The sequence below is a fragment of the Chryseobacterium sp. YR221 genome (genome assembly GCF_900176315.1).
In the GTDB taxonomy this organism is placed as follows: Bacteria; Bacteroidota; Bacteroidia; order Flavobacteriales; family Weeksellaceae; genus Chryseobacterium; species Chryseobacterium rhizosphaerae.
The window spans coordinates 213,081-239,994 of the sequence record NZ_FWXM01000004.1 but is presented as its reverse complement, the minus strand read 5'-3'; the positions used below and the strand labels follow the sequence as shown (position 1 = coordinate 239,994).

Below are 26,914 nucleotides of genomic sequence, written 5' to 3'. Positions count from 1 at the left end.
CTGATTAATTATAATTTTTTATCCCACCATAATTTTGTACTTCCAATATCAGGACCACCCAGCGTACTCGCAGCTTTTTGATATCCAACCGGATTATTATTACGGTATTTTGTTGCAATTGGTATTCTTCTGACCATTTTATCTGTATCAATATTTCCCTGACTGGAATTCAATACGTTTTTAAACAAAATAGGATATCCAGTTCTTCTTTGTTCAGCCCAGGCTTCAGAGCCGTCAGGATACAAAGCAAGCCACTTTTGAGTCATCAATCTTTCCAATTTTCTTTCCGGATTATCCGTCTCATTCCATTTGATGGTAACAGTACTTAACATTGAATTTCCTGCAGGAATATTATTGACCGTATTTTTGGGATCAGTATAGGCTTGCTCCACAGAAGTGGCGTCATTGATATAGGCATTGTAATCAGCACTTTTCCCCCATTCATCCATAGATGTTCTTACCCCCATTTCATAATTACTTTTGGCATCACCGGCTCCTGTATATCCAAATAAAGCTGCTTCAGCTTTTAAAAACCAGGTTTCTGCAGCTGTAAATATCTTCCCTTTTCCGTTTTGATTTCCCGGTGCAAAATAAGCACCTCCTGCCGCATCAGCTAAGGGAACTGAATAATTTACATAGAACGTTTTATCTCCTTTCAGATCAATACCCTGACGAATCCCTATATATTGTCCTGCCGCCGCCGGATCGGTTGCTTTAAAGGCATAAGCACTGATTCTCGGATCTTTAAATCCATTTAAGTAAGCTAAAAGCGGAGCTCCTGATCGGCAATCTCCCCAGTCATAAATCACTCCTCCTATCGGAGAAGGCGTTCCGTAATTAATGAGCGCATTGTCTGTATTATTTTCAATAAGACCTACCGGAGATGCAAGCGCCTCTTCTGCAAACTTTTTAGAATCTACCGGTGCCGCATATCGCATTCTCATGGCAATTCTGAATTTAAGAGAGTTCGCAAATTTCATCCATTTTACTGTATCACCTCCAAAAAATACATCAGCCGATTTAATTACCGATTTATCTTCAACAGCTATATTGGCGTTTTGGAGAACTGTAATGGCATTCGTTAAATCCGCAATAAAAAAATGATAAGCATCGGCCTGAGAATCAAAATCAGTAGATCCATCACTATTCGGTTTATTGAATTTACTATAGATCACAGGTCCATGGGCATCAGAAACTTTAAGACTGGAAACCACCTTAATAATATCCATGATCGCCAATGATTTATCAAAGTTATATCCCGGATAGGTTTTCTCCATAACAGCCTTAAAAATATCTTTCTTGTTAAGAATATCTTCAAGCTGGGTAATCATTATCCTTTCATTCCAGTTATCCATCATAAAATATGTTGAATTGAAATTATTTCCATTGAAAGGATTAGAGGTACTGAAATACCCACTAAACATATCGGCATTCAGGTTTTGTTGCAACTGATATACTCCAAGATTATAATGTACCAAACCTCTTTGCATAAGTTTCATTGAAGATACCAATTGTCCAAAATCAGCATTCAGCTGCTCATCTCCTAAACCTGGAGTATACTCACTATTAATTTTATCAAAATCACTTGTACAGCTTACAGTAAACAGGCCTGTAGCCATTAACAAATAAAACGCTTTATATTTAAAATATTTTTTCATACTACAGAATTAAAAATTTAATTTCACTGAGAATCCTACTGATCGTGTTATTGGAATTCCAAATATATCTACCCCAACACCTCCGGGATTAACCCCTGAAACTTGTTCAGGATCAAACGGAGCTTTCTTATAAAGGAAGAAAAGATTGGTCCCAATCACACTTAGTGTTGCATCCGAAAGGTATTTTGAATTCACTTTAAAAGTATAGGAAACAGAAGCCTGTCTTAATCGTATGGCAGTAGCTTTATACATATAGGCCTCTGTTAGAGGATCTCTACCTCCTATACTTGAATAGTAAGCCTGAGCATCTGTTTTGTCAGTGTAAGGTGTTCCGTCCTCTTTCACTGCATTTTCTATAACAACTCCACCGGCATCACGGGCATCTGCAGATGTTTTACTTACTCCTAGCTGATCATTCATTGCCTGGGTAATACTTAGAACTTTACCTCCAAACTTCCCATCTATCAGGAAGCTTACATTTAAGTTACCAATATTAAAGGAGTTATTGAAGCCAAGCATAAATTTAGGGTTTGGATTCCCTAAATAATTATCTTTATTTTCTGTTCTTCTGGGAACTCCGTTCTTATCTACAATAATACGTCCCTGATCATCTCTTAAAAAAGCAAACCCATAGATATCTCCGAAAGAGCCTCCTACTTTAAGTCTGTTATAACCACTTCCTATTAATTCAAGACTGATATTGGAATCCTGGAAATACTTTACAGGTAATAACTCTATTATCTTGTTTTTGTTGGAAGAAGCATTGAATGTTGCTGTCCATCCAAATTTCTGTCCTTTGAAAATATCATAAGAAATAGCAGATTCAAAACCTGTATTCTGAATGTTTCCGGCATTTATCGTTACTTTACCATTATTATATGGATCACCAAAACCTATTGCACTTACATCTTTCAACATTTGATTGGTTGTATTTGATTTGTAATATGTGAAATCAAAGGTCAATCTATTATTCAAAAATCTCAATTCAGTTCCCGCTTCAAAAGTTTTATTTAATTCAGGTTTCAGCCAAAGATCTTTAAATTCTTCACCGGTAATAGGTGAACCACTGAAACCAATAGGGGTTCCTGCATCAAAACCACTGATGTGATTGATCAAAATGGGATCCAATGCATTACCCACTCTTGCATAGGAAGTTCTCACTTTCCAGAAATTAATCGCCTTAGGCAGCGTAAAAATATCTGAAAGAATAGCATTTGCCCCTACAGACTGATAATCAAAAGAAGTATTGGTTTTTCCATAAAGATCAGCTAATGTTGAAGACCAGTCATTTCTATATGTTAAATCCAGATAAACCAATTTTTTATATCCTATTGTAGTACTGGCAAATACAGACTGATCCTGTCGGTTTCCATTATATATGGTGTATGAAGCTACACTTTCATCCCGTTCTTTTGGCCAGTATAGATTATTAGCTGTAAACAGATTGGGTAGCTTTAACAAGCTATTATCTATTTTGGATGTTAAAGATCTTAAATCCGAGATACTTGCTCCTACCGTAAAGTCCAGGCTGATATCATCTGTGATATGCGGAGATCCCAGCAATAGTACATCTCCATATTTGGTGGTACGCTCTATTGAATTTTTAATAAGTCTTCCGTTTTTTCGTCCCTCATAGGTTCCCGGCAAAACAGTTGAAAGAGAATAGGCTGAAATCTGTCTTTCAGTATCTGAGAAATAATAACTGTAATTTCCACGGGCCTGAATATTTAACCAACTGTTAATGGCATAATTCAAGGATGCTGATCCGTAGAAGTTTTTGTTCGTTGTAGTTACAGGGTTTCTGTTGAGCACCCACATTGGATTTTGGTCTTCTGTAGAAAAAACACCATTAGAATCTATATTCCACCAGTTCTGGGCAGGCAGGTTTCTTGATTTATCCAGGTATGAATAATTATTGGCATAATAATCAAAATCTACTCCTCGTGGCAACCAATAAATACTGGTTAAAGGAGAAAACCATCTTCCCGGGGACGCCCTGTTTTTAGAATCCTGTAGAGAAGCCATAACATTGGCTTCTAAAGTCAGTTTATCATCTAAAAATTTACTGGAGTTCCTGAAATTGACATTATACTGCTTAAAATTAGAAGTTGGAATAATCCCATCGTTCGTTGTATTTCCTATAGAGAAAAAGTTTTGAGACTTTTCATTACCGGCACTGAAAGTAAGGCTATTTGTCAATGTTGTTCCTGTGTTCAGAAAATCGTTCAGATAGTCTTTTGAAGCACCTTTTTCTCCCCAGCTTCCCTCAGAGCCCGGTGTATGGGTTGTGGGATTATGTGGGGTGGTCTGAAGATAGCTGTATTGAAGCTTCGGCAGATCATATGCTTTATCAAAAGTAAGACTTGACGAAAAAGACAGTTTACTTCTTCCTTTTGAGCCTTTTTTTGTCGTAATCAATACGACACCGTTGCTTCCTTGTGACCCATATAATGCTGAAGCAGACGCTCCTTTCAGGAAGTTGATACTTTGAATATCTTCAGGATTAATCATACTGAAAATATCTCCTGTATCCGGCATTTGCGAGAATACCATGGCATCCGGCCCTCCTGTATTATTGATAATCGGAATACCATCTATTACAAAAAGAGGCTGGCTGTTTCTTGTAGATTTATCCCCACGCATTACTATTCTTACAGAACCTCCTACACCACCATTCGTTTTGTTGATTTGCACGTTGGAAACTTTTCCATTGATAGAATTTAAAAGATTGGGAGTTTTTACTTCCGTAAGCTCATCGCCACCAATCTGCTGGCTGGAGTAAGTCAGAGACCTGGCCTGTCTTTTTATCCCCAAAGAAGTGACAACAACCTCCTGAATATCGGTTGCCTTAGTGGTGTCGGCTGTTTTTTTCTCTTGTGCATTTGCCAAAAAGGAAAAAACGAATAGAACCGGTATAACTGCTTTTCTCATAAGGTTTAGATTAGTTAGATTTATTTGAAAATCAATTACATCACTTTAAATAGTTCCTTAGTGTTTAATACAAATTCTTTTATTTTTTAAACAATAATATGCTCTTTATGTATTAAATAATTTAAAGTTTTGTTAAGATTTAATTCATATTAGCAAATCTAAATTTTGTTAGCAGTCCGATATAATACTATTTTGTCATAAAACGATATTATTCTTTCATACACTTTCAAAAAAAGAACACAATAGGCTATTTTACAGCAATATACATGCGTTTATATTCTACTAATTAAAGTAGCTTTATTTCACTTTTTAACAAAAAAAATCCAGATATTAAATCCAGATTCTCAGGCTAAAATGCTAGTAAGCTACCCTATTATTCAATTTTTTTCACTCCTTTAAACTGCTCACGGAATTCTGTGGGAGTTGTTTTTTTAATGGATTTAAAGACTTTATTAAAGTTGGCAATATTATTAAACCCCGCTTCAAAAGCAATTTCAAAAACCGTCAGATTTTTTTCCATCAACCAACGGGCAGCATAGCTGATTCTTATTTCATTAAGGTAATTAACAAAGGTTTTCCCTATTCTCTTTTTAATAAATCTGTTAAAAGTAACATTACTCATATTGATAAGCGAAGCGACATCATCCAGTGTTATTTTATTTTCAAAATTCTTATGAACGAAATCATGAACGATTTTCATTTTATCATTATCTGCAAAACTTTCAAGCTCTATACTATAAGACGACAAAAACGTTTTATCTTGTGCAATAGCCAGCTCATTAAGAATCTTCATCATCTCAATAAAAGATTCGAAACTGTTCATTTTTGAGAGGTTAAGAAACGAATCTTTTAGTTTTTCTGCCGTTTCTGTAGAAAACAGTATTCCTCGTATTGAATCCTTTACCAGATTATTGATGGGTTTCAGAATATTTTTCTGCATCAAGGACTGGCTAAAGAAATCCTGATTGAACTGGATGGTAATCTCATGCGTTTTTCTGTTTTTACATTTGTGATTAGCCCAACAATGTGGAAGGTTTGGCCCTACCAGTACCAATTCTATATTACCGATTTCTCCTGTATGATCGCCTACCATTCTGCGGTATCCTTTCCCTTTATAAATAAAATTGATTTCAATTTCCGGATGGTAATGGTATGGAAAATCAAAAGAGGCTTTGATCCTGTCAAATACAAGAAAACTGTCTTCAGGAGATAGTGGAGTTATTTCTCTTAAAATATTTTCTAATTCACTCATGCGGCAGTTTTGAAAAATTAAAAGCTAGTAATTTATGGTATTCAAATACATAATTATCACTCATAATTTGAATGACTAAATTACGGTTATTTTTATAATGGAAATCATTACACTTGTATGCTAACCCTTATTTATAGAAATAAAGCCGTTTCACAAATTTGTAGAAACGGCTTTCATACTTAGTTTCTTTATTCTCTGGAATATCTTTCAGTCGAAGGTTAAGACATTAACCACAGGAGAATTTATTTCCATTAATAAGTTTTAAGTTTTACTATCATTTCCTGATAATATTTGTAATCTAATTTCTTGTCAAAATTAAATCCATATGCTCCGTAACCTCCTACTTTGGACTGATATTTCGGGGAAGTATAATATTGTTTCAGACGCAATGGTCCCTGGCTGCTATCCGTAGAAGAATATGCCGCCTCAAAATCTGCTGAGATTAGCATGATCCGTTCCTTTGGAAAACCAGCCTGTACATAACCATCAATTTTACCGTCGGTATAAGCCTCACTGCCCCAATAATCCTGTATATATATGGAGCTGATTTTCGTAAGTGTTTCTTGTGACAGCTTTAATTCTGACAACCCAACATTTGTATCAATGATTAATAATTTGCCGGATTTGGATTTAGGACCAAAGTATTTGGCAAACGCCTGTACATAAAGATCCCAATCATTGCTATCGATTCCGGTCGTAGAATATCCAGGTTCTAAGTCCAGATCTATTCCGTCAAATCCCCACTTGTTCAAAGAATCCGACACCTTTTTAGCATATGCATCATAATCTTCCGGGGTGTTTTGAAATTTTATTGTTTTCCTTTCATCTTTATAGTTTTCAAAAATTTCATTTAAAAACTGGGTTTGGACTACTATTGTCCCTTTAGACTTCAGATATTGGATGTCATTAACAATTTCAGTCAGTGTTTTAGCATCTTCACCGGTTGCGCCCGGAGTTCTATCTCCTCTCTTTAAATTACAAAGTCCTGAAAAGCGATGAAATAAATTGACAATATCCACACCTTCAGGAATATCCCTTAGATTATAATAATCAGGAGTTACTCCTCCTCTTGTTAACCCGTTGAAGTATCCAACTACTTTAAATTTTTTATGACTTATGGCTTCTAGTGGATCCGGCTGTTGTGGATCAACTGTACCTTCATCTCCTGTACAAGAAATACAGTTCAAAGACATTAAAATTAAGATCAATAACATTAAAAAAGAATTTTTAGTTTTGTTTTTCATATCTTATATTTTTGCGTGATTATCAATACATGAAACAAATATTAACCACTTTATCAATGCTATACCTAATTATTATCAAACAATTTAATTTTCGTTAATATTTAATTCATATTTACAAATCTAAATTTTGTGCCTTGACAGATATAATACTATTTTATCATAAAACGATATTATTTTTCACATCATCATACCATTCCATCAGATAACTGACTGACATTATCAAAAGAAACCTCATTATATATTCCTTGTTTTGATAATTTAATGTAGATGAAATCATGCTTTTTCGTATCTTTAAAATTAAAGTTAAAGTATGTCTCAACAGCTTATTTTTGAAGATCACTATAAAAGACTCGGACTGGAAATATTCTCAGAAGAGAATCTGAAAAAGGTAAACGGGAATCAGTTCAGATCAGATATTAAAGTCTTTTTTATTCCTGCTGGTTATGAGCTTACCATAGATTTCAATCATTACAGAACACAGAAACCGGCTTTATTTTTTCTTACCAATCAGCACCTGGTTATAGAAAAAGGAAAAGAAGAATCCGTATTGCTTTATTATAACCGCGATTTTTACTGTATCCAGATTCATGATAAAGAAGTAGCGTGCGACGGTCTTCTTTTTCATAATGTCTTTGAAATACCTTTCGTAGAACTTGACCACGAAGAAACTGTGATCATTAAAAACCTGTTTCAAAATATCAGGAACGAACTTGAATGGAAAGACTCTTCGGCCGAAGAAATGATCAGAACCTATGTAAAACAGATTATTATCCGGGCTACCAGAAAGTGGAAAAAGCAGAATCTGGATAATGACATTATAAAAATTCCGGGCAGTGAACTTGACATTTTCAGGGACTTCAGCAGGCACCTGGAAATTCACTTCAGAGAAAAGCATCATGTAGCAGACTATGCCGAACTCTTACATGTGGCGCCCAAAACACTTAGTCATAAGTTTAAAAACCTCAATTTGGATTCTCCCAACCAGTTTATTATCAACAGGATTTTATTAGAGGCAAAAAGACTCCTTTTCTATACAGATAAACCCGTTAAAGAAATTGCCTATGACCTGGGCTATGAAGATCCGGCCTATTTCAACAGACTTTTTACCCATAAAACAGGAAGCACACCCACTAATTTCAAGAAAAATTACAGCTCGGGAAAAAAGTACAATATTTAAGTCTTTTTATCTATTGAATACGGCAACCCATCGACATATCTTTGTAACATCAAAATCAATCAATATTAAAAAATAAAAATCAAACATTATGAGACGTAACGCAACTGCCGTTTGGAACGGCACTATCAAAGAAGGTAAAGGTCACTTAACAACTCAAAGTACCACTTTAAACCAGACTCAATATTCTTTTAACAGCCGTTTTGCCGATGGTGTAGGAACCAACCCTGAAGAATTGCTGGCAGCAGCACATGCTGGATGCTTCACTATGAAATTGGATGCAGAACTTTCTCAGGCAGGCTTTACTCCTGAACAGCTTAAAACAACTTCTGTGATCACCCTTGACCCTAATATCGGAAAGATTACAAAATCTGAGTTGACGTTAACGGCTAAAGTTCCGGGAATTTCAGAAGAAGAATTCCAGAAATACGCCAAGATTGCTGAGGAAGGATGTCCTGTAAGTGCAGCTTTTAATTTTGAGATTACTTTAAGTGCTACTTTAGAGCAGTAAAATCTCACTTTATAATATCTTAAATCTGAGTATATCACTACTCAGATTTAATTTTCAAACAAAATATACCGAATGGTATATTTTTGTATATTTGTATTCAGAATTGTACCCATATGTCGAAGGCAGAAAAAACGAAACAGCATATCATCGAGAAAACAGCTACTTTATTTAATACAAAGGGCTATACTTCTACATCGTTATCAGACATTACAGAAGCCACAGGCCTTACCAAAGGCAGTATTTATGGAAATTTTGAAAATAAAGATGAAGTGGCTATTGAAGTTTATAAATACAATGCCGGGCTATTAAGTAGAACAATCCAGCATTCTTTTGGGGATGAATATCCTACATCAGCTGAAAAACTTCATGCTTTTGTCACATTTTACAGAAAAAACTGGCCGGTGGTCTTTTCCAATGGAGGATGTCCTCTGATGAATGCAGCCACAGAAGCAGATGACTCTTTTCCGGCTCTTAAGCCCCATGTCAGAAATTCTTTTGAAATATGGATGACAAAAATATCAACAGTCATTATACAAGGTCAAAAAAACGGAGAAATTAATGAAAAGGTAGATGCTGAGAAATATGCCTCTCTATTTATTATGCTTATTGAAGGTGGAATTCTGCTTTCAAAAACCATGGGTACCCAAAGCTATTTGAATAATGCTTTGGATACAATTACCCACATGATTGATCATGAACTAATTATTCTTCCATCATAAATTTCACAATATGGAAACAAAAAGAGTGGCTATTGTAGGATACAACAGAATCCCATTTGCCAGAATGAACACCGCTTATACAGACCAGGGAAATCAGGATCTTTTACTTGTTGCCCTTAACGGCCTCATAGACCGGTACCATTTGAAGGGTAAACTTCTTGGAGAAGTTGCAGGTGGTGCCGTGATCAAGCATATCTCAGAGAGCAACCTCATCCGAGAAACCGTAATGAATACGTCTCTTGATCCCACCACTCCCGCCTGTGATCTTCAGCAGGCTTGTGATACCGGTATTGAAGCGGCAATTTATATAGGAAATAAAATTGCTTTGGGGCAGATAGAAAGCGGCATTGCCTGCGGCGTAGAAGCCATGAGCAATATTCCTTTTGAATCTGCACCCAGATTAAGAAAAGCCCTTCTTAAAGCCAATAAAGAAAAAACAGCATTCGGAAAACTGAAACAGCTGCTAAGCCCAAAACTGAAAGACTGGATGCCTGTTCCTTACAAAGGGCAGGAGCCTAAAACAGGACTTGTTATGGGGGAACATACAGAAATTACTGCAAAATATTATCATATTTCAAGAGAAGAACAGGATCAGTTAGCTTTAAAAAGTCACCTGAATATGGCAAAGGCCTATGATGAAGGTTTTTTTGATGATATGATCACGCCTGCTTTCGGATTAGATAAGGACAATAATATGCGTCGTGATACCAGCTTAGAAAAATTATCACAGCTGAAACCAGCTTTTGACAGGCAAAATGGTACCTTGACCGCCGGAAACTCCACTCCTTTTACGGATGGGGCCTCAGCAGTATTGCTAGCCAGTGAAGAATGGGCAAAAGCCAATAACCTTCCTGTCTTAGCCTATATTACTTTTTCAGAGTTGGCAGGGATAGAATATGTTGAAAACAAACAAAATCTGCTTTTAGCCCCTGTTTTTGCAGCAGAAAGAATGTTAAAAAAAGCAGGACTGCATTTTGAGGATTTTGATTACTATGAAATTCATGAAGCTTTTGCAGCCCAGGTATTAGCCACTATAAAAATTTGGGAAGACGATGACCTGGCAAAAAAATTTGGGCTAGAAAAATCTTTGGGAAAAATTGACCGAAGTAAACTGAATGTTAAAGGAGGAAGCCTTGCAGCTGCGCATCCGTTTGCAGCAACCGGCGGAAGAATTATTGCCACATTAGCTAAACTGCTTAATGAAAAAGGCAGTGGAAAAGGGTTTATTTCTATCTGCGCTGCCCGTGGACAGGGTATCACCATGATCTTAGAAAAATAAATTATAACTATAAAAGAGTTTTCTACAGGCAAAATTACTTGCTATGCCATAAATAATATATCTAAATATTCGTGTATAGCGAAAGAAAATTGATAATATTGCAGGTTAAAACAAAATTGATACAATAAAAAGGCAAAACAGACTGTCGGTAAATCGGTTTTACTATATGGAAATTTTGCCTATTTAAAATTAGTAACTAGATATGAAAAGAGTTGTCATTACAGGATTAGGCGCCGTGACGCCTTTAGGAAATAATGTCGAAGAATTTTGGCAAAACAGTATTAATGGGGTTAGCGGAGCTGGATTAATCACTCATTTCGATACCGAAAAGTTTAAGGTACATTTTGCCTGTGAGGTAAAGAATTTTGATCCGAAAGTGTATCTGACCCATAATGAAATAAAAAGAAGCGACCTTTTTACGCAATATGCTATGTATGCCTCCTCAGAGGCCATTCAGGATTCCGGTTTGGAATTTGAAAAAATGGATCCTTTTGATACCGGAGTAATCTGGGGTACTGGACAAGGGGGAATGTGGACTTTTGAAAAAGAGGTGATGGATTTTGCACAAGGTGATGGTACACCGCGTTTCAATCCTTTTTTCGTCCCTAAATTCATTGCCAATATGGCATCAGGAATGATTTCCATGAAATATGGACTTCAGGGGATTAATTACACTACTATTTCTGCTTGTGCTACAGGAAATACGGCATTAATGGATGCATTTAACTATATCCGTCTCGGAAAAGCAAAAGTGATCATCAGTGGAGGTTCTGAAGCAGCTATTTCCCCTGCTTCTATTGGCGGATTCTCTACTATGAAAGCGATGTCTACCAGAAATGACGACTTTGCCACAGCTAGCCGCCCCTATGATGCGGAAAGAGATGGTTTTGTAATGGGTGAAGGTGCAGGAGCGTTGGTGCTTGAGGAATATGAGCATGCAAAAGCCAGAGGAGCCAAAATCTATGCAGAGCTGGCAGGCGCCGCGATGACGGCGGATGCTTATCATATGACAGCCCCTCATCCTGAAGGAGCCGGAGCGATTAAAGCAATGCAACTGGCCGTAAAAGAAGCCGGTGTCAATATGGAAGACATCAACTATATCAATCCACACGCAACGTCCACTCCATTAGGAGATTTAATTGAATTGAAAGCAATCAATAACGCCTTTAAAGGAAGTAAAAACCTTGATATCAGTGCTACCAAATCAATGACCGGGCATTTGCTGGGAGCTGCGGGAGCTGTTGAAGCGATCCTTTCCATTAAGGCTATTCAAAACAGCATTATCCCTCCAACCATCAACCTTCATGGTATTGATGAAAACATTCCTAGGGATATCAATATTGTTTTTGGAGAAGCAAAAGAAAAAGAAATCAACTTTGCGCTAAGTAATGCCTTCGGATTTGGAGGTCATAATGCCACTGTTGTATTTAAGAAATTCAGCTAATTTTTAGCTTGAAATAATTTTTAATCCCTGCATATCATTATCATGCAGGGATTTTTTATTTTGTTCCCGTTGATTGGGTAGATTACTACATAAGAGATCATTACTTTGGATCCGGAATAAAAAAATCTTCAGTATTTTCTGTCATTGGAATATAGAGCCTTTCCCATTCTTTACTCTCTACCATCTCCCAACTATGTCCTTCACCCATAACATCTTCTGCTAAAAGAACAATCCCTGGTTCAATTATAAATGTTGAACCATCACTTACTTTAAATTTTATATTTCCTTTGATTGTAATGACATACTGTCTTCGGGGTGCAACATGTGCATTTTTCTCCCATTCTTCAGTTTTGGTACTGAACCAAAATCCTGTAGTGGGTATATGTTTCAGACTAGGTATTTTTCCTTTTTCGAATGTACATGTGGTATCTGAGTTATTCAAAAGCCTTACAGCCGGAATAAATTCTGTGAAAATTTCCGAAGCCGGGTTTATATCGAGGTTGTTTTCATGCTCTGCATTCATATTAGTCAATACTTAAATAGTTGGCTTTGATAAATTTAATTATTTAAAAATAAAAACAACCATTTTTTACTATAAAAACAGGAAGCTTCATATCCGGAAGATTTCAAGGACTATATAAAAAAAGCAGCCAAAATTGACTGCTTTTCTCTTATGCTTTTAACCATTCTGAGGAGGAAAGGTAATTCTGATCAGGATAGTAGATGAACAGAAGGTTTCTTCCTTTGATACTGTTGATGATAGGCTGTGTAAGTTCTTTAGGAACGGCAGGGCATCCCCAGCTTCTTCCAATTCTTTTATGCATTGCAGCAAAGTCATCACTTACATAATTGGCTCCATGCAGTACAATTGCTCTTCTGTACGCTGCATCATTAAAGCCTTTATCCATTCCTAACAATTTCAGAGAGTATCCGTTGTCCCCTTGATAGGTGGCATCCGTGATATAAAATCCCAGGCTGCTCTGCAACGAACTTTCCTTGTTAGAAAAATTCGTCGCAAATTCTTCACCTGTATTTTTTCCATGGGCAACCAGCGAGTTGAACAGAACTTTCTTGTCATTAAGATCAATTACCCAAAGTCTTTTCATATTGGAAGACATAGAAAAATCGCAAATCGTTAATAAATGTGATTCTTCGGTAAGTAATCCTGCTTTTTTTAAATTTTCAAATCCCGTCAATGCTTTTGAGAACACTTCATAGTTTAATTCATGTTCCGGGTCAAATGCAATTGATTTGTATAATACTTCTGATGAAGATGCCGTTTCAGCATTCTTTACAGATTTCGTTTCCGCTACTTTTTCAGTTTTTGTTGTATTAATCTTTTCATTCTTTATCGCCACTCTTGGAGAAAGATAGAATGAAGTCGTCACCATGTACACAAGGCCTATTACGCTATAAAATCCTTTCATTCAATAATATATTAATTCCAAATTAGTGGGGCAAAATTATAAAAACATAGCTGTCAGACACTTATAAGTCTAAAAAGTTTAACGCAATTTAAGAAACTTTAACGGAGGCTTCCTCCATCTGCCTGATTATAAATCTCTTCTATTCTTTTCCAATAACTCCTATTTATCTTATCATAGAAAAGGTAAATGCATTTGACAGCGAAAATATCTAGCTTATTTCTTGTTTCAATCCATTTCATAATATTTTTAACCAATAGCAATTCATTAAATCCTGCCCATTCTCCTGCCGGACTTAGCAGATTTGAAAAGAGGACCGGAAAAACTTCAAATTGGTCAATTCTTTTTACTTCCTCAAAAGTAAAAGGGCTTTCAAGGAGAATTTTTGCTATATATATGAAATCAGACTCCTGAAGCTCAGTATCAAGATATAGCTCTGACAGAGCGATCCAAACTTGTTTCCTGTTTTCCAGACTCTCTTCTCCCATAGCAAGTGGATAAAAATGATTTTATTCTTGTGAATCCGAAACGAATTCCAGACTGATAGAATTCATGCAATATCTCAGTCCTGTAGGTTTTGGGCCGTCATCAAAAACATGTCCCAGATGGGAGTCACAGCGTTTGCAAAGCACTTCTACCCTTTCCATTCCATAGGTCTGATCTCTTTTGTAGTATACCCCTTCTTTATCTGCTTCAAAAAAACTTGGCCATCCGCAGCTGCTTGCAAATTTTGATGTAGAACGAAACAAGTGGTTTCCACAGACAGCGCAATAATAATCTCCGGTTTCGTCAAATTCATTATATTTTCCGGTAAAAGCTCTTTCTGTTGCCGCTTCTCTGGATATTGCGTACAGATCCGGAGCCAGAATTTTTTGCCATTCCTCATTGGAAATGTTCAGCTTGGTGGTATCAGTTCTTGAATAATATGGATTGTTTTTTGCTTCTTTATTTTCCATAGAAGTAATTTTAATAGGTTGATGTTTCTGCTTACATCCCAGCAGAAAAATTAATATGATGATTGAAACTAAAAATTTCATCACAAATTTTAATTTCTTATATCTTAACCACAAAAATGACGGGGAATGTAAAACACTTCATTCAATAGGAACTTACTCAAGTGTTCCAAAGTCTTTACAATAAAAATTTTATGTCTTTTATGGTTTAAATAGTAAATGGTTTAACACCCAAATTTAGTAAATTTGAGAATATGAATGACGAAGCAAAAAGAAAACAGCTAAGAAAATACAAGGCATTTGCCACGGGATTATTTGTTCTGATGGCCGTTATTTTCATTATCACCACCATTTTACAGAAATCTAATCATTCTCATTGGATTGGCTATGTCCGGGCTTTTTCTGAAGCGGCAATGGTGGGAGCATTGGCAGATTGGTTTGCTGTAACCGCTTTATTTCGCCATCCACTCGGGCTACCGATTCCCCATACCAATCTGATCGAAAACAGTAAACAGAGGCTCGGTGATAATCTGGGAAGTTTTGTGGTCAGTAATTTTCTTTCACCTCAGAATATACGTCCTTATATTCAAAAAATTAAGGTTTCAAACTTTGTGGGTGAATGGCTGGGTAAAGAAAAAAACCAGAATATCCTGATCAGAAATATTTCAGATATTGTACTGGATATTCTTAATAAGCTTGATGATTCTACGGTAAGTCAATTCATCAGCAAGAAGGTATCCGACATGACTGATGATATCAAACTGAATAAAGTCGTAGGAAACGGAATTCATTATATTCTGGAAAAGAATGACCATCAGAGAATCATTACCAATCTTTCTAAACAGATCAAAGACTACATTATCGAAAATGATGAAATGATCAAAGAGCGGGTAAAGCAGGGAAGCTATTCGTTTGTTCCTTCTTTTGTGGATAATAAGATTGCAGACAAGATTGCAGACGGGCTTTCCGATTTTTTCAGAGAAATTGAAGAAAATTCCCAACATGAAGTCAGGGCATTAATCACACAAAAAATCTATGAATTTTCCGTTGATCTTAAAGAAGACCCGAAATGGGAAGATGAGTTTAAAACGATCAAAAACGGACTTCTGAAAAATGACAAACTGGATGAGTATTCTAATGACATCTGGGTTTCTATCAAGAAAACACTCATGAAAGAGCTTCAGGAAGAGCAGTCTGCACTGAAAAATTATCTCTATAAAAACCTGGATGAATTTTCACAAAATCTAAAGACTGATGAAAACCTTCAGAATAAAATCGATCATTGGGTCCGTGTAACCGCCTATAAATATATTCTTAAAAACACACACCAGTTCGGAAACCTCATCAGTACAACCGTAGGAAACTGGCAGGGAAAAGAGCTGAGTGAAAAAATGGAACTTGAAGTAGGAAAAGATTTGCAGTTTATCAGGGTAAACGGAACTTTAGTGGGCGGCCTGGTAGGGTTGATTATCTATACCGTAGCCAACTTTTTTATTTAAAAAAAAAAATTAAAACCACCATCTTCCAACCATGAAAAAAATAGGCCTAGCAGTACTCCTACCCCTTTTTATCTTTTGTATGAGTCAAAAAGTGGAATTAAAAGCTGTAACAGATTCTTCCCAGGTTTTTAAAGGAGCAATTTCGGGAGTTCCTGTTACGATGCAGCTTAATTATACCGGGGTTGTGGACTGTCATCAGTATCAGCATTTTATAGACGGATGGTACTATTACGATAAATATCAAAAGAAAATTCCACTCACAGGAATTTATGATCTGGGAGTTCTTTATCTCTATAATTTTGGAAATAAACATACACTGAATGCGAAGGAATTAAGGAAAGTGATCACTTCTCCGCGTAAAGTAGAAAAAACAGACAGCATTGCCCGTACTTTAAAACCCAAAGAAGCATTAGTCTTTGAAAGAAACAATACGAAACAGGAGGTATCCGGAACGTTCTATATGGGAAAGCAATCCCAACCCGCTATATTATACACCAGCAATCCAACGATCTACCGGTACAATAATTATTTGCTTCTTCCGGATAATAAGAAACTCAATACATTTGATTTTATGAACCGGCTGGGGGGAAATACACTGGTATCAACATCCGTTTACAGTACGGGAAACAGGGTACTGCTTTATTTTGAAAACCTGTCCAATTTTAATTTTTGCGGAATGTGCGGAGCCAGTGATGGTGAAAAAGGATACCGGGTTTTGTATTTTACCAAGAACTGGAATTATAAAAACTATGAAGAATTCCTGACTGAAAGTTGCCTGGAAGGAATATCTGAAACCCAAAAGATAAAGACCAAAGATCCCAATATACTCCAGTATAATGTAAAAAAATCATATGCTTCTGCTCCTTATATTCTGACCGTGGATGTAAAAAATGCTTCGGTTTCCAAATCAAAGTAATGGAAATATAAAACAAAAAAAGAGAGCTTAAAAGCTCTCTTTTGTATTTATCTTGGCAATCGGCTTGCTCTTTTCAGCAGTTCCTGATTGATATCATTGATCAGTTGTGGACCTTCATAGATAAATCCGGTATATAGCTGTATCAAGCTCGCTCCGGCATCCAGCTTTTCGATGGCATCTTTTGCAGAATGTATACCTCCTACTCCAATGATCGGGAAAGACCTGTTGCTTTTTTCTGAGAGGTATCTGATCATTTTTGTACTTCTCTCACGAATTGGTTTTCCGCTTAAACCACCATTTCCTATTTGTTCCAAAACTTCAGGAGAAGTTTTAAGACCTTCTCTGTTGACAGAGGTATTGGAAACGATTACTCCATCTATTTTTGTTTCTGCAATCAGCTCAACAATTTCATCCAGCTGAGTATTATTAAGATCCGGAGCAATTTTCAGTAATATAGGTTTTTGTACAGATTTTGACTGATTGATTTTCTTTACTTCTGTAATCAGCTCACGAAGGTATTCTACATCTTCAAGTTTAGCATGACTTCCCACATTCGGGCAGCTTACATTCAGTACAAAATAATCCACATGAGGATGAAGACCTTCAAAACAATCCAGATAATCCTGTGTATAGTTCTCAGCTTTTGTATCGGTATTTTTTCCGATGTTTCCACCGATGATTATTTTTCCTTTGTTGGATTTTAATTTTTCGATTGCTGCCTGAAGCCCATCATTGTTGAAGCCCATTCTGTTGATGATTCCGCCATCTTCAATAAGACGGAATAATCTTTTCTTAGGATTTCCTGCCTGAGCTCTTGGTGTCACGGTTCCTATTTCTACAAACCCGAAACCTAAGTCTCCCAATTCATTGAATAAAACAGCATTTTTATCAAAACCGGCAGCCAGTCCTACAGGATTTTTAAATTTTAATCCGAAAACTTCTCTTTCCAGACGTTTGTCTTCGATAGGTTTTGGGAGAAATAATTTGGTGAGAAATCCAAAATTCTTGAGCATTGAAAAAGTAAAGTGATGTACTTCTTCAGGATCAAATTTGAAAAGAATCGGACGAATGAGCGATTTGTACATTGAAAAAAAGTTTTACAAAATTACTCATTTTAAAATTAATCGTGGATTAACCTATGACCTTTTATCAAAATGTCTGATAAACAGTATCTATAAAGCAAGAACATCTGCAAGATATAATGGTATAAGAATTTTTTAGTGGAAGCTATTTCCCGCTTTTCATTGCAATCTTTTATTTCAATAGATTAAACTTTGTGGTGATGTCGTAACGGAGCCTTGCCAAGGTTTAAAACCTTGGCAAGGCTCTATCTTGGAGATTTCTTTATAAAATGTTTAAAATATTTGGTTTACATTAAGAATATGCACTCAAATCAAAGTTCAGAATCTTCCCTACTCTTCCAAACTCATCATCTATAGTAGCATTTACCGTAATTCTTTCATTAGAAGTAGGATGATTAAAAATCAATTGATGGGCATGAAGCGTCATTTTACTGATCTCAAATGTTTGAAGCCACAACTTATTTTGTTTATTGCAGCCATGTTTACGGCAGCCTAAAATAGGGTGCAGAATATGCTTAAAATGTTTTCTTAACTGGTGAAATCTTCCCGTTTCAGGAATGGCTTCTACCAAAGAATATCTCGAAGTCTGATGTTTTAAAAAGGGTAAATCTATTTCCGAAGTCTGCAAACGACGGTAATAGGTCACTGCATTTTGCTTGACTTCATTTTCATTAATTAAATCATAATCAATGGTTTCTTCTTCTTTTGTCCAGCCACGAAGAATTGCCAGGTATTTCTTCTCCACTTCGCGTGAGGCAAACTGCTCGCTCATGATTCTAAGGGTATCTTTATCTAAAGTAAACAGCAGAACACCCGAAGTTTTTCGGTCTAACCGATGTACAGGAAACACTTTTTGTCCAATCTGTTTCTTCAACTCCTGAATAGCGTAAGTATCAGCTTCTCCCGCATAGAAGGATTTATGAACCAGCAATCCGCTGGGTTTGTTGATGGCAATAATATGTTCGTCGCGATAAAGAATTTCTAACATGAGGCAAAAATAGAAATTTTCAACCGATCTAGCCCTGATTGAAGCGGCATCCTTTTGCAAAGCAAAAGATATAGTGGAAAGCAGGTTCCCGGCTCCTGGAAATTAAAATGTAAATTTTTGAACTTTTATTTACTGCTTTTTTTGTTGAATTTCATGGAATTGGAATTCAAATTCATATTTTTGCACATCAGACGTTAAAAAAATTATGGCAAAGCAAGAAGATGTTTTCAAGAAAGTGATTTCTCACGCTAAAGAATATGGTTTTATTTTCCCATCGAGTGAGATCTATGATGGTTTATCCGCTGTTTATGATTATGGACAGAACGGGGCTGAACTTAAAAATAATATCAAACAATATTGGTGGAAAGCTATGGTACAGCTTAACGAAAATATTGTGGGTATTGATTCGGCAATCCTTATGCACCCTACTACATGGAAGGCATCGGGCCACGTAGACGCTTTCAATGATCCATTGATTGATAATAAAGATTCTAAGAAGCGTTTCAGAGCAGATGTTTTGGTAGAAGACTACTGCGCTAAAATTGAAGATAAAGAAAATAAAGAGATCGAAAAGGCAGCGAAAAGATTCGGTGATTCTTTCGATAAGGCTCAGTTTGAAGCAACCAATCCAAAAATCCTGGAATACAGAGCAAAAAGAGAGGCTATTCTTTCAAGGCTGGCAAAATCTTTGGAAAACGAAGACCTTGCTGATGTAAAATCTTTGATTGAAGAGCTTGAAATTGCTGATCCGGATACGGGTTCTAAAAACTGGACGGAAGTAAGACAGTTCAACTTAATGTTTGGAACTAAGCTAGGTGCTTCCGCAGACAGTGCTATGGATCTTTATCTGAGACCGGAAACGGCTCAGGGTATTTTTGTGAACTTCCTGAATGTTCAGAAAACTTCACGTCATAAACTTCCTTTCGGTATTGCACAGATTGGTAAAGCTTTCAGAAATGAGATTGTTGCAAGACAGTTTATCTTCAGAATGCGTGAGTTTGAACAGATGGAGATGCAGTTCTTCGTTGCTCCCGGAACTGAATTAGATTTCTACGAACAATGGAAACAAAAACGTCTGAACTGGCACTTAGCGTTAGGATTAGGGAATGACAATTACAGATTCCATGACCATGAAAAACTGGCTCACTATGCCAATGCTGCCGCTGACATTGAGTTCAACTTCCCATTTGGATTTAAAGAATTAGAGGGTATTCACTCAAGAACGGATTTCGATTTAAAAGCTCATGAGAAACATTCAGGTAGAAAGCTTCAGTTCTTCGATCCTGAAAGAAATGAAAACTATGTTCCTTATGTAGTAGAAACTTCGGTAGGTTTAGACAGATTATTCCTTTCTATTTTCTCACACTGCCTTAAGGATGAAGTATTGGAAGATGGATCTGAAAGAACGGTTTTATCTCTTCCACCCGCTTTAGCTCCTGTAAAAGCAGCTATTCTTCCATTGATGAAGAAAGATGGTCTGGCAGAGTATGCAGAAAATATCTTCAACGACCTGAAATATGATTTCAACTTATTCTACGAAGAGAAAGATGCAATCGGAAAACGATACAGAAGACAGGATGCCATTGGTACGCCTTACTGTATCACCATTGATCATGACTCTCTAACGGATCACACCGTAACAATAAGAGACAGAGACACGATGAAGCAGGAAAGAGTTCCTGTTTCTGAACTGAGAAGGATCATTGATGAAAAGACCAACTTCAGAAATTTACTTTCTAAAATATAATTTAAGAGCCCTGAAAAATCAGGGCTTTTTTATTTTTTACACACAATAGATGAATATATTACGGAAATTATTATTTTTGACGGACTTTAAAAACTAAAAAAATAATAACTATGAAGAAATTAATTATTTCATCACTGGCTATGGCAGTGATCGTAAGCTGTAGCTCATCCGACGATAATCCGGAAGACAATAATAATGGCAGCAATAATAACACCCCTTATCTTGTAAAAAAATTAACAGAGGTTGCTCCAGACGGACAGTCTTATGTTGTAGAATATAAGTACGACGGGACCAAAATAACTGAGGCCCTTGACGTTACAGATAACGAAAAGACATTATACACATATGACGGGGACAATATTGTAAAGACTGAACTATTCAGGAATGGAGTTATGAAAATCATGAGAGAATTCACCTATTCTAACGGAAGACTCGCTTCTGAAAAAGTGACTAATAAAGAACAGGCGGGAACTTTGGTATATACTGAAAACTACCAATATCTGAGCGATAACCATGTGAAGTATAACGATTATCACTCCGCTACCTATAACCCAGCAACTGCAACATTCTCAGATATAAAATATACCCAGAAAGATGTGTACATCAATAATGCCGGGAATCTGGCTTCTATGAGCTATTCATACAATGGAATTTCCCGTAATGTCACATTTGCTTATGATGGCAATAACAATCCTATGAAAAATGTAAAAGGCCTTATAAAAATAGATATGTTTTCCCTTGGAGATGGTGGTGGAGATGGTGAAGTAGGTTACAATAACCTCATCTACTTAAACGGAGCCTATTCAGGAATTGTAAATGATACCAATCAAACCACTGGAGTTCATACTCTAAACAATGCTGATTATCCTACCAAGTCAGTAATGAAGGAGACAAGTTCTGTTACCGGAACAGTAGTTCGCACCTATCTTTATGAGTATAACAAGTAATTATTTACTTTATTAACATACTTAGCCTTGAATAACTTCAGGGCTTTTTTATTTCAATGATTTACTGATTCTTTTTCAGTTTTTTACCTAAATTATTCTAAATTTGTTAGAGACCGATTCACGTGAATATGAGAATATTAAAGTATATGATAGGTGGAGCTGCAGCGGGTGCTGTGGCAGCTTATTTCCTGGGATATGATTATTTGTTTAGTGGTATTTCCAAAACCTATTTTAAAGGAAAATCAAGCGCCTATATTGATGACGGAAATCTTTTCCCCAGCAATCCTATTGCTACTGAAGCACCCGAGCTCTGGGAAGAAGATTTTGACTACAACAAAAAAGAATTACCTAAACATTTAGTTGATAACCTAAAAGAGTCTAAAACAGCTGCTTTTGTAGTGATCCGAAATGGTAAAATTCTTCACGAACAGTATTGGGCCGGTTATAATCAGCTTTCACAGACCAATTCTTTCTCTATGGCAAAAGCCGTTACGGTAATGCTTTTGGGAAAGGCTCTGGAAGAAGGAATTATAGGAAGTATTGATGAAAAAATTTCAGAATTTTATCCTGAACTCAAAGAAAAGGTATTCGGAAATACAGTCACACTTAAAAATCTGGCTCAGATGGAAGCCGGACTTGACTGGGATGAGAATTATAATAATCCCTTCCTCCCCAACGCCAAAGCCTATTACGGGAAAAATCTTGTAAAAGCCGTATTCACAAGAAATTTTAAAGAAGAACCGGGAACAAGATTTGAATACCAAAGTGGATCTACACAGCTCCTGGGTTTCGCAATAAGAAAAGCGCTAGGAAAACCGCTGGCAAGTTATCTTTCTGAGAAGTTCTGGATTCCGCTGGGCATGGAACAAAATGCCAAATGGAGCACAGACAACTACGGAATGGAGAAAACATATTGCTGTATTCATTCCAATGCGAGGGACTTCGCAAAACTGGGACAGCTGTTTCTGAATGACGGCAAAGTTGGAGATCAGCAGGTTCTTAATTCCGGCTTTATTGAAGACATGAGAACCCCAACAGAGAAATCTGCAGGAATCTATGGCCAGGGACTTTGGATCAATCATGATAATCCGATTAAACATTATTATTTCCTTGGGCTACAGGGTCAGTATATTATTATGGTCCCTGAGCATAATATAGTCATTGTACGAACGGGAAGCTACTCCAACAGTCCTAAAAATGACAGAGGAAGACCGGATCAGGTAAAGTTCCTGGTGAATGAAACCGTTCAATTATTTCAATAAAAAACAATGGAGAAATACAGCCCTAAAATAGATGCTTATATCGAAAAATCCCAGGATTTTGCCAAACCGATTTTACATTATATCCGTGAGACTGTTCATGAATGCTGTCCGGATGCGGAAGAAGCCATAAAGTGGAGTTTTCCCCATTTTTTGTACAAAGGAAAAAATCTTTGTGCGATGGCTTCATTCAAGCAACACTGCACCTTTGGATTCTGGTTGGAAAAAGAGATGAAAACCATGCAGGAAATGACGCAGGATATAGAAAAGAATTCTATGTTCAGTCTGGGGAAAATCACTAAGGTAGAAGATCTTCCATCAAAACCTCAACTTAAGAAAGCCATTCAAGAAGCTATGGAACTTACGGATATGGGAGTTACCATGAAAAAAGCGGCTCCTTCCAAAACAGAAATGGAAGTTCCGGAATATTTTCAGGATGCTTTGCTTGCTAATGGAAAAGCATGGGACGTCTTTGAGAAAGCTTCACCCTCGTTCAGAAAAGAATATATCACGTGGATCACTGAAGCTAAAACTGAAGCTACCCGGAATAAAAGGATGGAACAGGCTTTGGAATGGATTGCAGAGGGCAAAGGGAGGAATTGGAAATATGAGAGAAAGTAGAGATGCCTGGCAAGAAAAAAGCAGAAAGTTTTCCCCGACTTCAAACTATCGGGCAAGAAGAAACACTAATGAAACCTAAAATTAGCTTCAGGCAATGTATTATTCTTTAAGAAAGCTTCATATTCAGGAGACAGCTGTGCCCTGCCAAAGGTATTTTCACCGCTCATACTTCCAAGGCGGACTTTATCTTTCCCGAACTTGCGGTTCATAGCATCCATGGCCTTCATTACCGGAAGGTGCTGGTTTTGGGTATCTTCTTCAAAAAGACCGATCTGCCTTTGATCTTCGGGAACAAAATCATTGACTATAACGCCGGCTCTTTTATAATGAAAACCATCTTTATAAATCGATTCAAAAAGCTCATTCACCACCCTTCCAATAATTATAGAGGAATTGGTAGGATTGGAAAGGACTCTGGTGACGGCATTTTTATATTCGGGAAGATCTTTTCGAAAGCGGTTGGTCTGCACAAAAACCGTGATCATTGTACAGCATGTACTCTGTTTTCGCAGTCTTTCAGAGCAATACATCCCAAAAGTTTCTACCCTTTCCCGTACCTCCTCTTTCTGAGTCAGCATCTCCATAAAGCTTCGGGTTACGGCTATAGATTTTTTAGGGGATGGTGAATCCAGTTCCAGCTGGCGGATTCCTTTCAGCTCATTAAGCATTCTTATCCCATGAATTCCCATGATCTTTCGAATCCACATTTCAGGCTTCTGAAGAAGATCCCAGGCTTTATAAACTCCACTGTCGTTCATTTTTACAGCCAGTTTTCTTCCTATTCCCCATACATCTCCTATATTGAGCCATTTCAAAGCTTTCTCAATTTTTTCAGGGGTATCCAGGATATACACCCCATCAAATTGATCAGGAAAGTCTTTCACAATTCTATTGGCCACTTTACACAACGTTTTGGTAGGGGCAATTCCTATACTTACAGGAATGTTTTCCTTTTCTTCAATTTCCTTCCTGATTTTATCACAGTATTCGTGGATGTCAATATACTTAAAGCCTGTAAGATCAAGGAAAAGCTCATCAATACTGTATACTTCGTACTCAATAACATACGATTTAGCAATATTGATCACCTGCTGGCTTTTGTAATTGTACAGTTCAAATTTGGCAGAAAAACTTTTCACATCATGCTTCTGAAAGAGCTCTTTATATTTAAAAGCAGGAGCTGCCATAGGAATTCCCAAATCTTTTGCTTCCTTACTTCGGGACACCACACATCCATCGTTGTTGGAAAGCACCACAACGGGTTTGTTTTCAAGAGAAGGGTCTAAAGTCCGTTCACAGGAAACAAAAAAGTTATTGCAATCTACCAGAGCATACATAATGAAGGATGAATATGTACACAAAATTAGAACTTTTAAAGTATAAAATCAGTTTCAGTTAAAAATTAACACCACTTTTAACACACTGTATTATACGTCATTAAATTTTTATAATACGACACGTTCTGTCGCATCAGCGCTTTAACTTCGTCTTCAAAAACCGGTATCTGTTGATCAATATGTCTTAAATCATTTTCAGGCGCTCTTCTTCCAAATCAAGCTGGAAAAGCTGATGCCGAATGATCTCTTCATCAATCGAAATATCCTTATTAAGTTCTGTGAGAAACTGCCTCTGGCTTTCAAGCATTTCGATAAAAACAGCTTTGGATTTTTCATTCATCCAGTCTGCATCATTAGCTTTATTTTTTTCCTCCCAATGTCTTAACAACCGTTCTATTCCTGCATCACTATGAAGTTCACTTTCATGTTTATTCTTAAGAAAATGATAAACATGTTGTCTTAATTTTTGTTTGATTTCCTTCCGGGCCAGTTCTTCTTTTTCTTCGTCTATAAAGTCATCAAATACTTTTCCATATTTTATAAAGTAAGGCAATGTAAGCCCTTGTACCAAAAGGGTAAGCAGTATTACGACAAAGGTGATGAATAATATAAGGTTCCTGTTTGGAAAAGGAGTCCCATTTTCAAGAGTTATAGGAATAGCCAGTGCAGCTGCCAGAGATACCACTCCCCTCATTCCCGTCCATCCAAGTAAAATAGGCATCATCAGGCGGCGTCCCATAGAAGATGCCCTGGGAGCTACAGAAGGACGAAAAATAATGGTGGCAATCATTGCAGCATAGGAGCTTATTATTCTGGCTACAATAAGAATAACGGTCACTAATATTCCATAATTAATTGCCGTTTTTAAAGCTATTCCTTCAGAGCGCAGCCCTCCTACGATTTCAGGAAGCTCCAATCCGATAATTAGAAATACAATCCCATTCAGAATAAATACAAAACTTTCCCAGACACTATATCCTCTAATACGGCTGGTGCTGTTTAAAAATATCAATCGTTTTCCCGACATATATAATCCACCACATACCACAGCCAATACTCCGGAGCTGTGAAACTGTTCTGCCACCCAATACATTAAATAAGGTTCAATTAAAGTCAGTGCAATATCTGAAGAAGCCTCTGTAGGGAGGTGTTTATGGGCTTGTACAAAAACCCAGGCCAATAATAATCCAATTCCTGATCCTCCGATCATCATCCATAAGAAATCCAAAGAAGCGTCCTGCCATACAAACTGTCCGGTTCCTACAGCGATTAAGGCAAAACGAAAAATAATAAGCGAAGAAGCATCATTGAGTAAACTTTCTCCTTCCAAAACAGCTGCAGTCGTATTGGGAATTTTCACAAATTTCATAATGGCACCTGTACTTACAGCATCTGGTGGAGACACTATACCTCCCAATAAAAATCCCAGGGCAATGGTAAATCCCGGAATAAAATAATTGGCAGCAATGGCCACTGAAAATGCCGTAAAAAACACCACAAGGAAAGCAAAGCTTCCAATGATACGCCACCATCTCTTCATTTCTTTAAAGGAAATGGACCAGGCAGCTTCAAATAAAAGCGGCGGTAAGAATATAAAAAAGATAAGATCGGGATTGATCTTTACTGCAGGCAAACCGGGTATAAAACTGACAAGAAGTCCAAATACAACCAGCAAAATAGGATAAGCGATTTTTAATTTAACAGCCCACATATTTAATAATACAATAGCGGCTATCATTGCCAACAAAAAGGGTAATACGGTGTGCATTGATATTGTGTTTTTTAATTTTTCATCCGTTATCTTCATGACCTGTCTGAAGACTACATCTATTACAAATATACAATCAATCTGCATTTTCGTAACCATTTTTTCAATCTTATCAAAACTTAAATAGAAACTGTACAATAATACCCCAACATCATCCCTGC

The 26,914-nt window shown here is 36.8% G+C and carries 23 protein-coding genes; 11 read left to right on the top strand and 12 right to left on the bottom strand.

Features of this window, described 5'->3' with window-relative positions:
• Nucleotides 1-8: 8 nt before the first annotated feature.
• The 4 genes from B8967_RS13530 to B8967_RS13515 form a co-directional block, all read right to left on the bottom strand.
• Nucleotides 9-1,658: a SusD/RagB family nutrient-binding outer membrane lipoprotein gene (locus B8967_RS13530; RefSeq protein ID WP_084086457.1), complete on the bottom strand. Its 1,650-nt coding sequence runs from the start codon at nt 1,656-1,658 to the stop codon at nt 9-11.
• Between the two features lie 9 nt (nt 1,659-1,667).
• On the bottom strand, nt 1,668-4,589 hold the full coding sequence (locus B8967_RS13525) for a SusC/RagA family TonB-linked outer membrane protein (protein ID WP_084086456.1): 2,922 nt from the start codon (nt 4,587-4,589) through the stop codon (nt 1,668-1,670).
• Between the two features lie 373 nt (nt 4,590-4,962).
• Entirely contained in the window at nt 4,963-5,841 is an 879-nt protein-coding gene (locus B8967_RS13520) for an AraC family transcriptional regulator (protein WP_084086455.1), read from the bottom strand.
• Between the two features lie 251 nt (nt 5,842-6,092).
• Nucleotides 6,093-7,085: an EndoS/ChiA family endoglycosidase gene (locus B8967_RS13515; RefSeq protein ID WP_084086454.1), complete on the bottom strand. Its 993-nt coding sequence runs from the start codon at nt 7,083-7,085 to the stop codon at nt 6,093-6,095.
• A 310-nt stretch (nt 7,086-7,395) separates the two neighbouring features.
• On the opposite strand from B8967_RS13515, the gene B8967_RS13510 reads away from it, so the two are divergent.
• From B8967_RS13510 to fabF, 5 genes are all read left to right on the top strand, one after another.
• The gene (locus B8967_RS13510; RefSeq protein ID WP_084086453.1) at nt 7,396-8,262 is read left to right on the top strand and encodes a helix-turn-helix domain-containing protein; all 867 of its coding nucleotides are present in this window, start codon (nt 7,396-7,398) and stop codon (nt 8,260-8,262) included.
• Nucleotides 8,263-8,350: 88 nt separating this feature from the next.
• Nucleotides 8,351-8,770, top strand: a complete 420-nt coding sequence (locus B8967_RS13505; RefSeq protein WP_084086452.1) for an OsmC family protein — start codon at nt 8,351-8,353, stop codon at nt 8,768-8,770.
• Between the two features lie 113 nt (nt 8,771-8,883).
• Nucleotides 8,884-9,489 (top strand): TetR/AcrR family transcriptional regulator, encoded by a 606-nt coding sequence (locus tag B8967_RS13500; RefSeq protein WP_084086451.1) that lies wholly within the window; start codon nt 8,884-8,886, stop codon nt 9,487-9,489.
• A 10-nt stretch (nt 9,490-9,499) separates the two neighbouring features.
• Nucleotides 9,500-10,768, top strand: coding sequence for an acetyl-CoA C-acetyltransferase (locus tag B8967_RS13495; protein ID WP_084086450.1), 1,269 nt, complete (start codon nt 9,500-9,502; stop codon nt 10,766-10,768).
• Between the two features lie 202 nt (nt 10,769-10,970).
• Nucleotides 10,971-12,212: a beta-ketoacyl-ACP synthase II gene (gene fabF, locus B8967_RS13490; protein ID WP_084086449.1), complete on the top strand. Its 1,242-nt coding sequence runs from the start codon at nt 10,971-10,973 to the stop codon at nt 12,210-12,212.
• Between the two features lie 100 nt (nt 12,213-12,312).
• On the opposite strand, the gene B8967_RS13485 is transcribed toward fabF, so the two are convergent.
• The 4 genes from B8967_RS13485 to msrB form a co-directional block, all read right to left on the bottom strand.
• Entirely contained in the window at nt 12,313-12,735 is a 423-nt protein-coding gene (locus B8967_RS13485) for a cupin domain-containing protein (RefSeq protein WP_084086448.1), read from the bottom strand.
• A gap of 148 nt (nt 12,736-12,883) precedes the next feature.
• Nucleotides 12,884-13,639: a murein L,D-transpeptidase catalytic domain family protein gene (locus B8967_RS13480; protein WP_084086447.1), complete on the bottom strand. Its 756-nt coding sequence runs from the start codon at nt 13,637-13,639 to the stop codon at nt 12,884-12,886.
• Nucleotides 13,640-13,737: 98 nt separating this feature from the next.
• Nucleotides 13,738-14,124, bottom strand: a complete 387-nt coding sequence (locus tag B8967_RS13475; RefSeq protein WP_084086446.1) for a DUF7079 family protein — start codon at nt 14,122-14,124, stop codon at nt 13,738-13,740.
• Between the two features lie 21 nt (nt 14,125-14,145).
• Nucleotides 14,146-14,592: a peptide-methionine (R)-S-oxide reductase MsrB gene (msrB, locus tag B8967_RS13470; protein ID WP_410493787.1), complete on the bottom strand. Its 447-nt coding sequence runs from the start codon at nt 14,590-14,592 to the stop codon at nt 14,146-14,148.
• A gap of 251 nt (nt 14,593-14,843) precedes the next feature.
• Between msrB and B8967_RS13465 the strand changes: the two genes are divergently transcribed.
• Together B8967_RS13465 and B8967_RS13460 are read left to right on the top strand one after the other, a co-directional pair.
• Nucleotides 14,844-16,088: a DUF445 domain-containing protein gene (locus B8967_RS13465; protein ID WP_047484729.1), complete on the top strand. Its 1,245-nt coding sequence runs from the start codon at nt 14,844-14,846 to the stop codon at nt 16,086-16,088.
• A 91-nt stretch (nt 16,089-16,179) separates the two neighbouring features.
• Nucleotides 16,180-17,004, top strand: a complete 825-nt coding sequence (locus tag B8967_RS13460; protein ID WP_143330521.1) for a hypothetical protein — start codon at nt 16,180-16,182, stop codon at nt 17,002-17,004.
• Between the two features lie 47 nt (nt 17,005-17,051).
• Here the strand turns inward: B8967_RS13460 and B8967_RS13455 are convergent, their stop codons facing one another.
• Nucleotides 17,052-18,089 carry a quinone-dependent dihydroorotate dehydrogenase gene (locus B8967_RS13455; RefSeq protein WP_084086443.1) on the bottom strand — a complete coding sequence of 346 codons (1,038 nt, stop codon included), beginning with the start codon at nt 18,087-18,089 and terminating at the stop codon, nt 17,052-17,054.
• Nucleotides 18,090-18,378: 289 nt separating this feature from the next.
• The gene (locus tag B8967_RS13450; protein WP_047484724.1) at nt 18,379-19,074 is read right to left on the bottom strand and encodes a pseudouridine synthase; all 696 of its coding nucleotides are present in this window, start codon (nt 19,072-19,074) and stop codon (nt 18,379-18,381) included.
• A gap of 205 nt (nt 19,075-19,279) precedes the next feature.
• Between B8967_RS13450 and B8967_RS13445 the strand changes: the two genes are divergently transcribed.
• From B8967_RS13445 to B8967_RS13430, 4 genes are all read left to right on the top strand, one after another.
• Nucleotides 19,280-20,821, top strand: coding sequence for a glycine--tRNA ligase (locus B8967_RS13445; RefSeq protein ID WP_047484722.1), 1,542 nt, complete (start codon nt 19,280-19,282; stop codon nt 20,819-20,821).
• 110 nt (nt 20,822-20,931) lie between these two features.
• Nucleotides 20,932-21,768, top strand: coding sequence for a hypothetical protein (locus B8967_RS13440; RefSeq protein WP_084086442.1), 837 nt, complete (start codon nt 20,932-20,934; stop codon nt 21,766-21,768).
• 128 nt (nt 21,769-21,896) lie between these two features.
• On the top strand, nt 21,897-23,030 hold the full coding sequence (locus B8967_RS13435; protein WP_084086441.1) for a serine hydrolase domain-containing protein: 1,134 nt from the start codon (nt 21,897-21,899) through the stop codon (nt 23,028-23,030).
• Between the two features lie 6 nt (nt 23,031-23,036).
• On the top strand, nt 23,037-23,648 hold the full coding sequence (locus B8967_RS13430) for a YdeI/OmpD-associated family protein (RefSeq protein WP_047484718.1): 612 nt from the start codon (nt 23,037-23,039) through the stop codon (nt 23,646-23,648).
• A 65-nt stretch (nt 23,649-23,713) separates the two neighbouring features.
• Here the strand turns inward: B8967_RS13430 and B8967_RS13425 are convergent, their stop codons facing one another.
• Together B8967_RS13425 and B8967_RS13420 are read right to left on the bottom strand one after the other, a co-directional pair.
• Nucleotides 23,714-25,009, bottom strand: coding sequence for a Y-family DNA polymerase (locus B8967_RS13425; RefSeq protein WP_228406180.1), 1,296 nt, complete (start codon nt 25,007-25,009; stop codon nt 23,714-23,716).
• Nucleotides 25,010-25,169: 160 nt separating this feature from the next.
• Nucleotides 25,170-26,753, bottom strand: coding sequence for a Na+/H+ antiporter (locus tag B8967_RS13420; RefSeq protein ID WP_084086623.1), 1,584 nt, complete (start codon nt 26,751-26,753; stop codon nt 25,170-25,172).
• Nucleotides 26,754-26,914 lie beyond the last annotated feature (161 nt).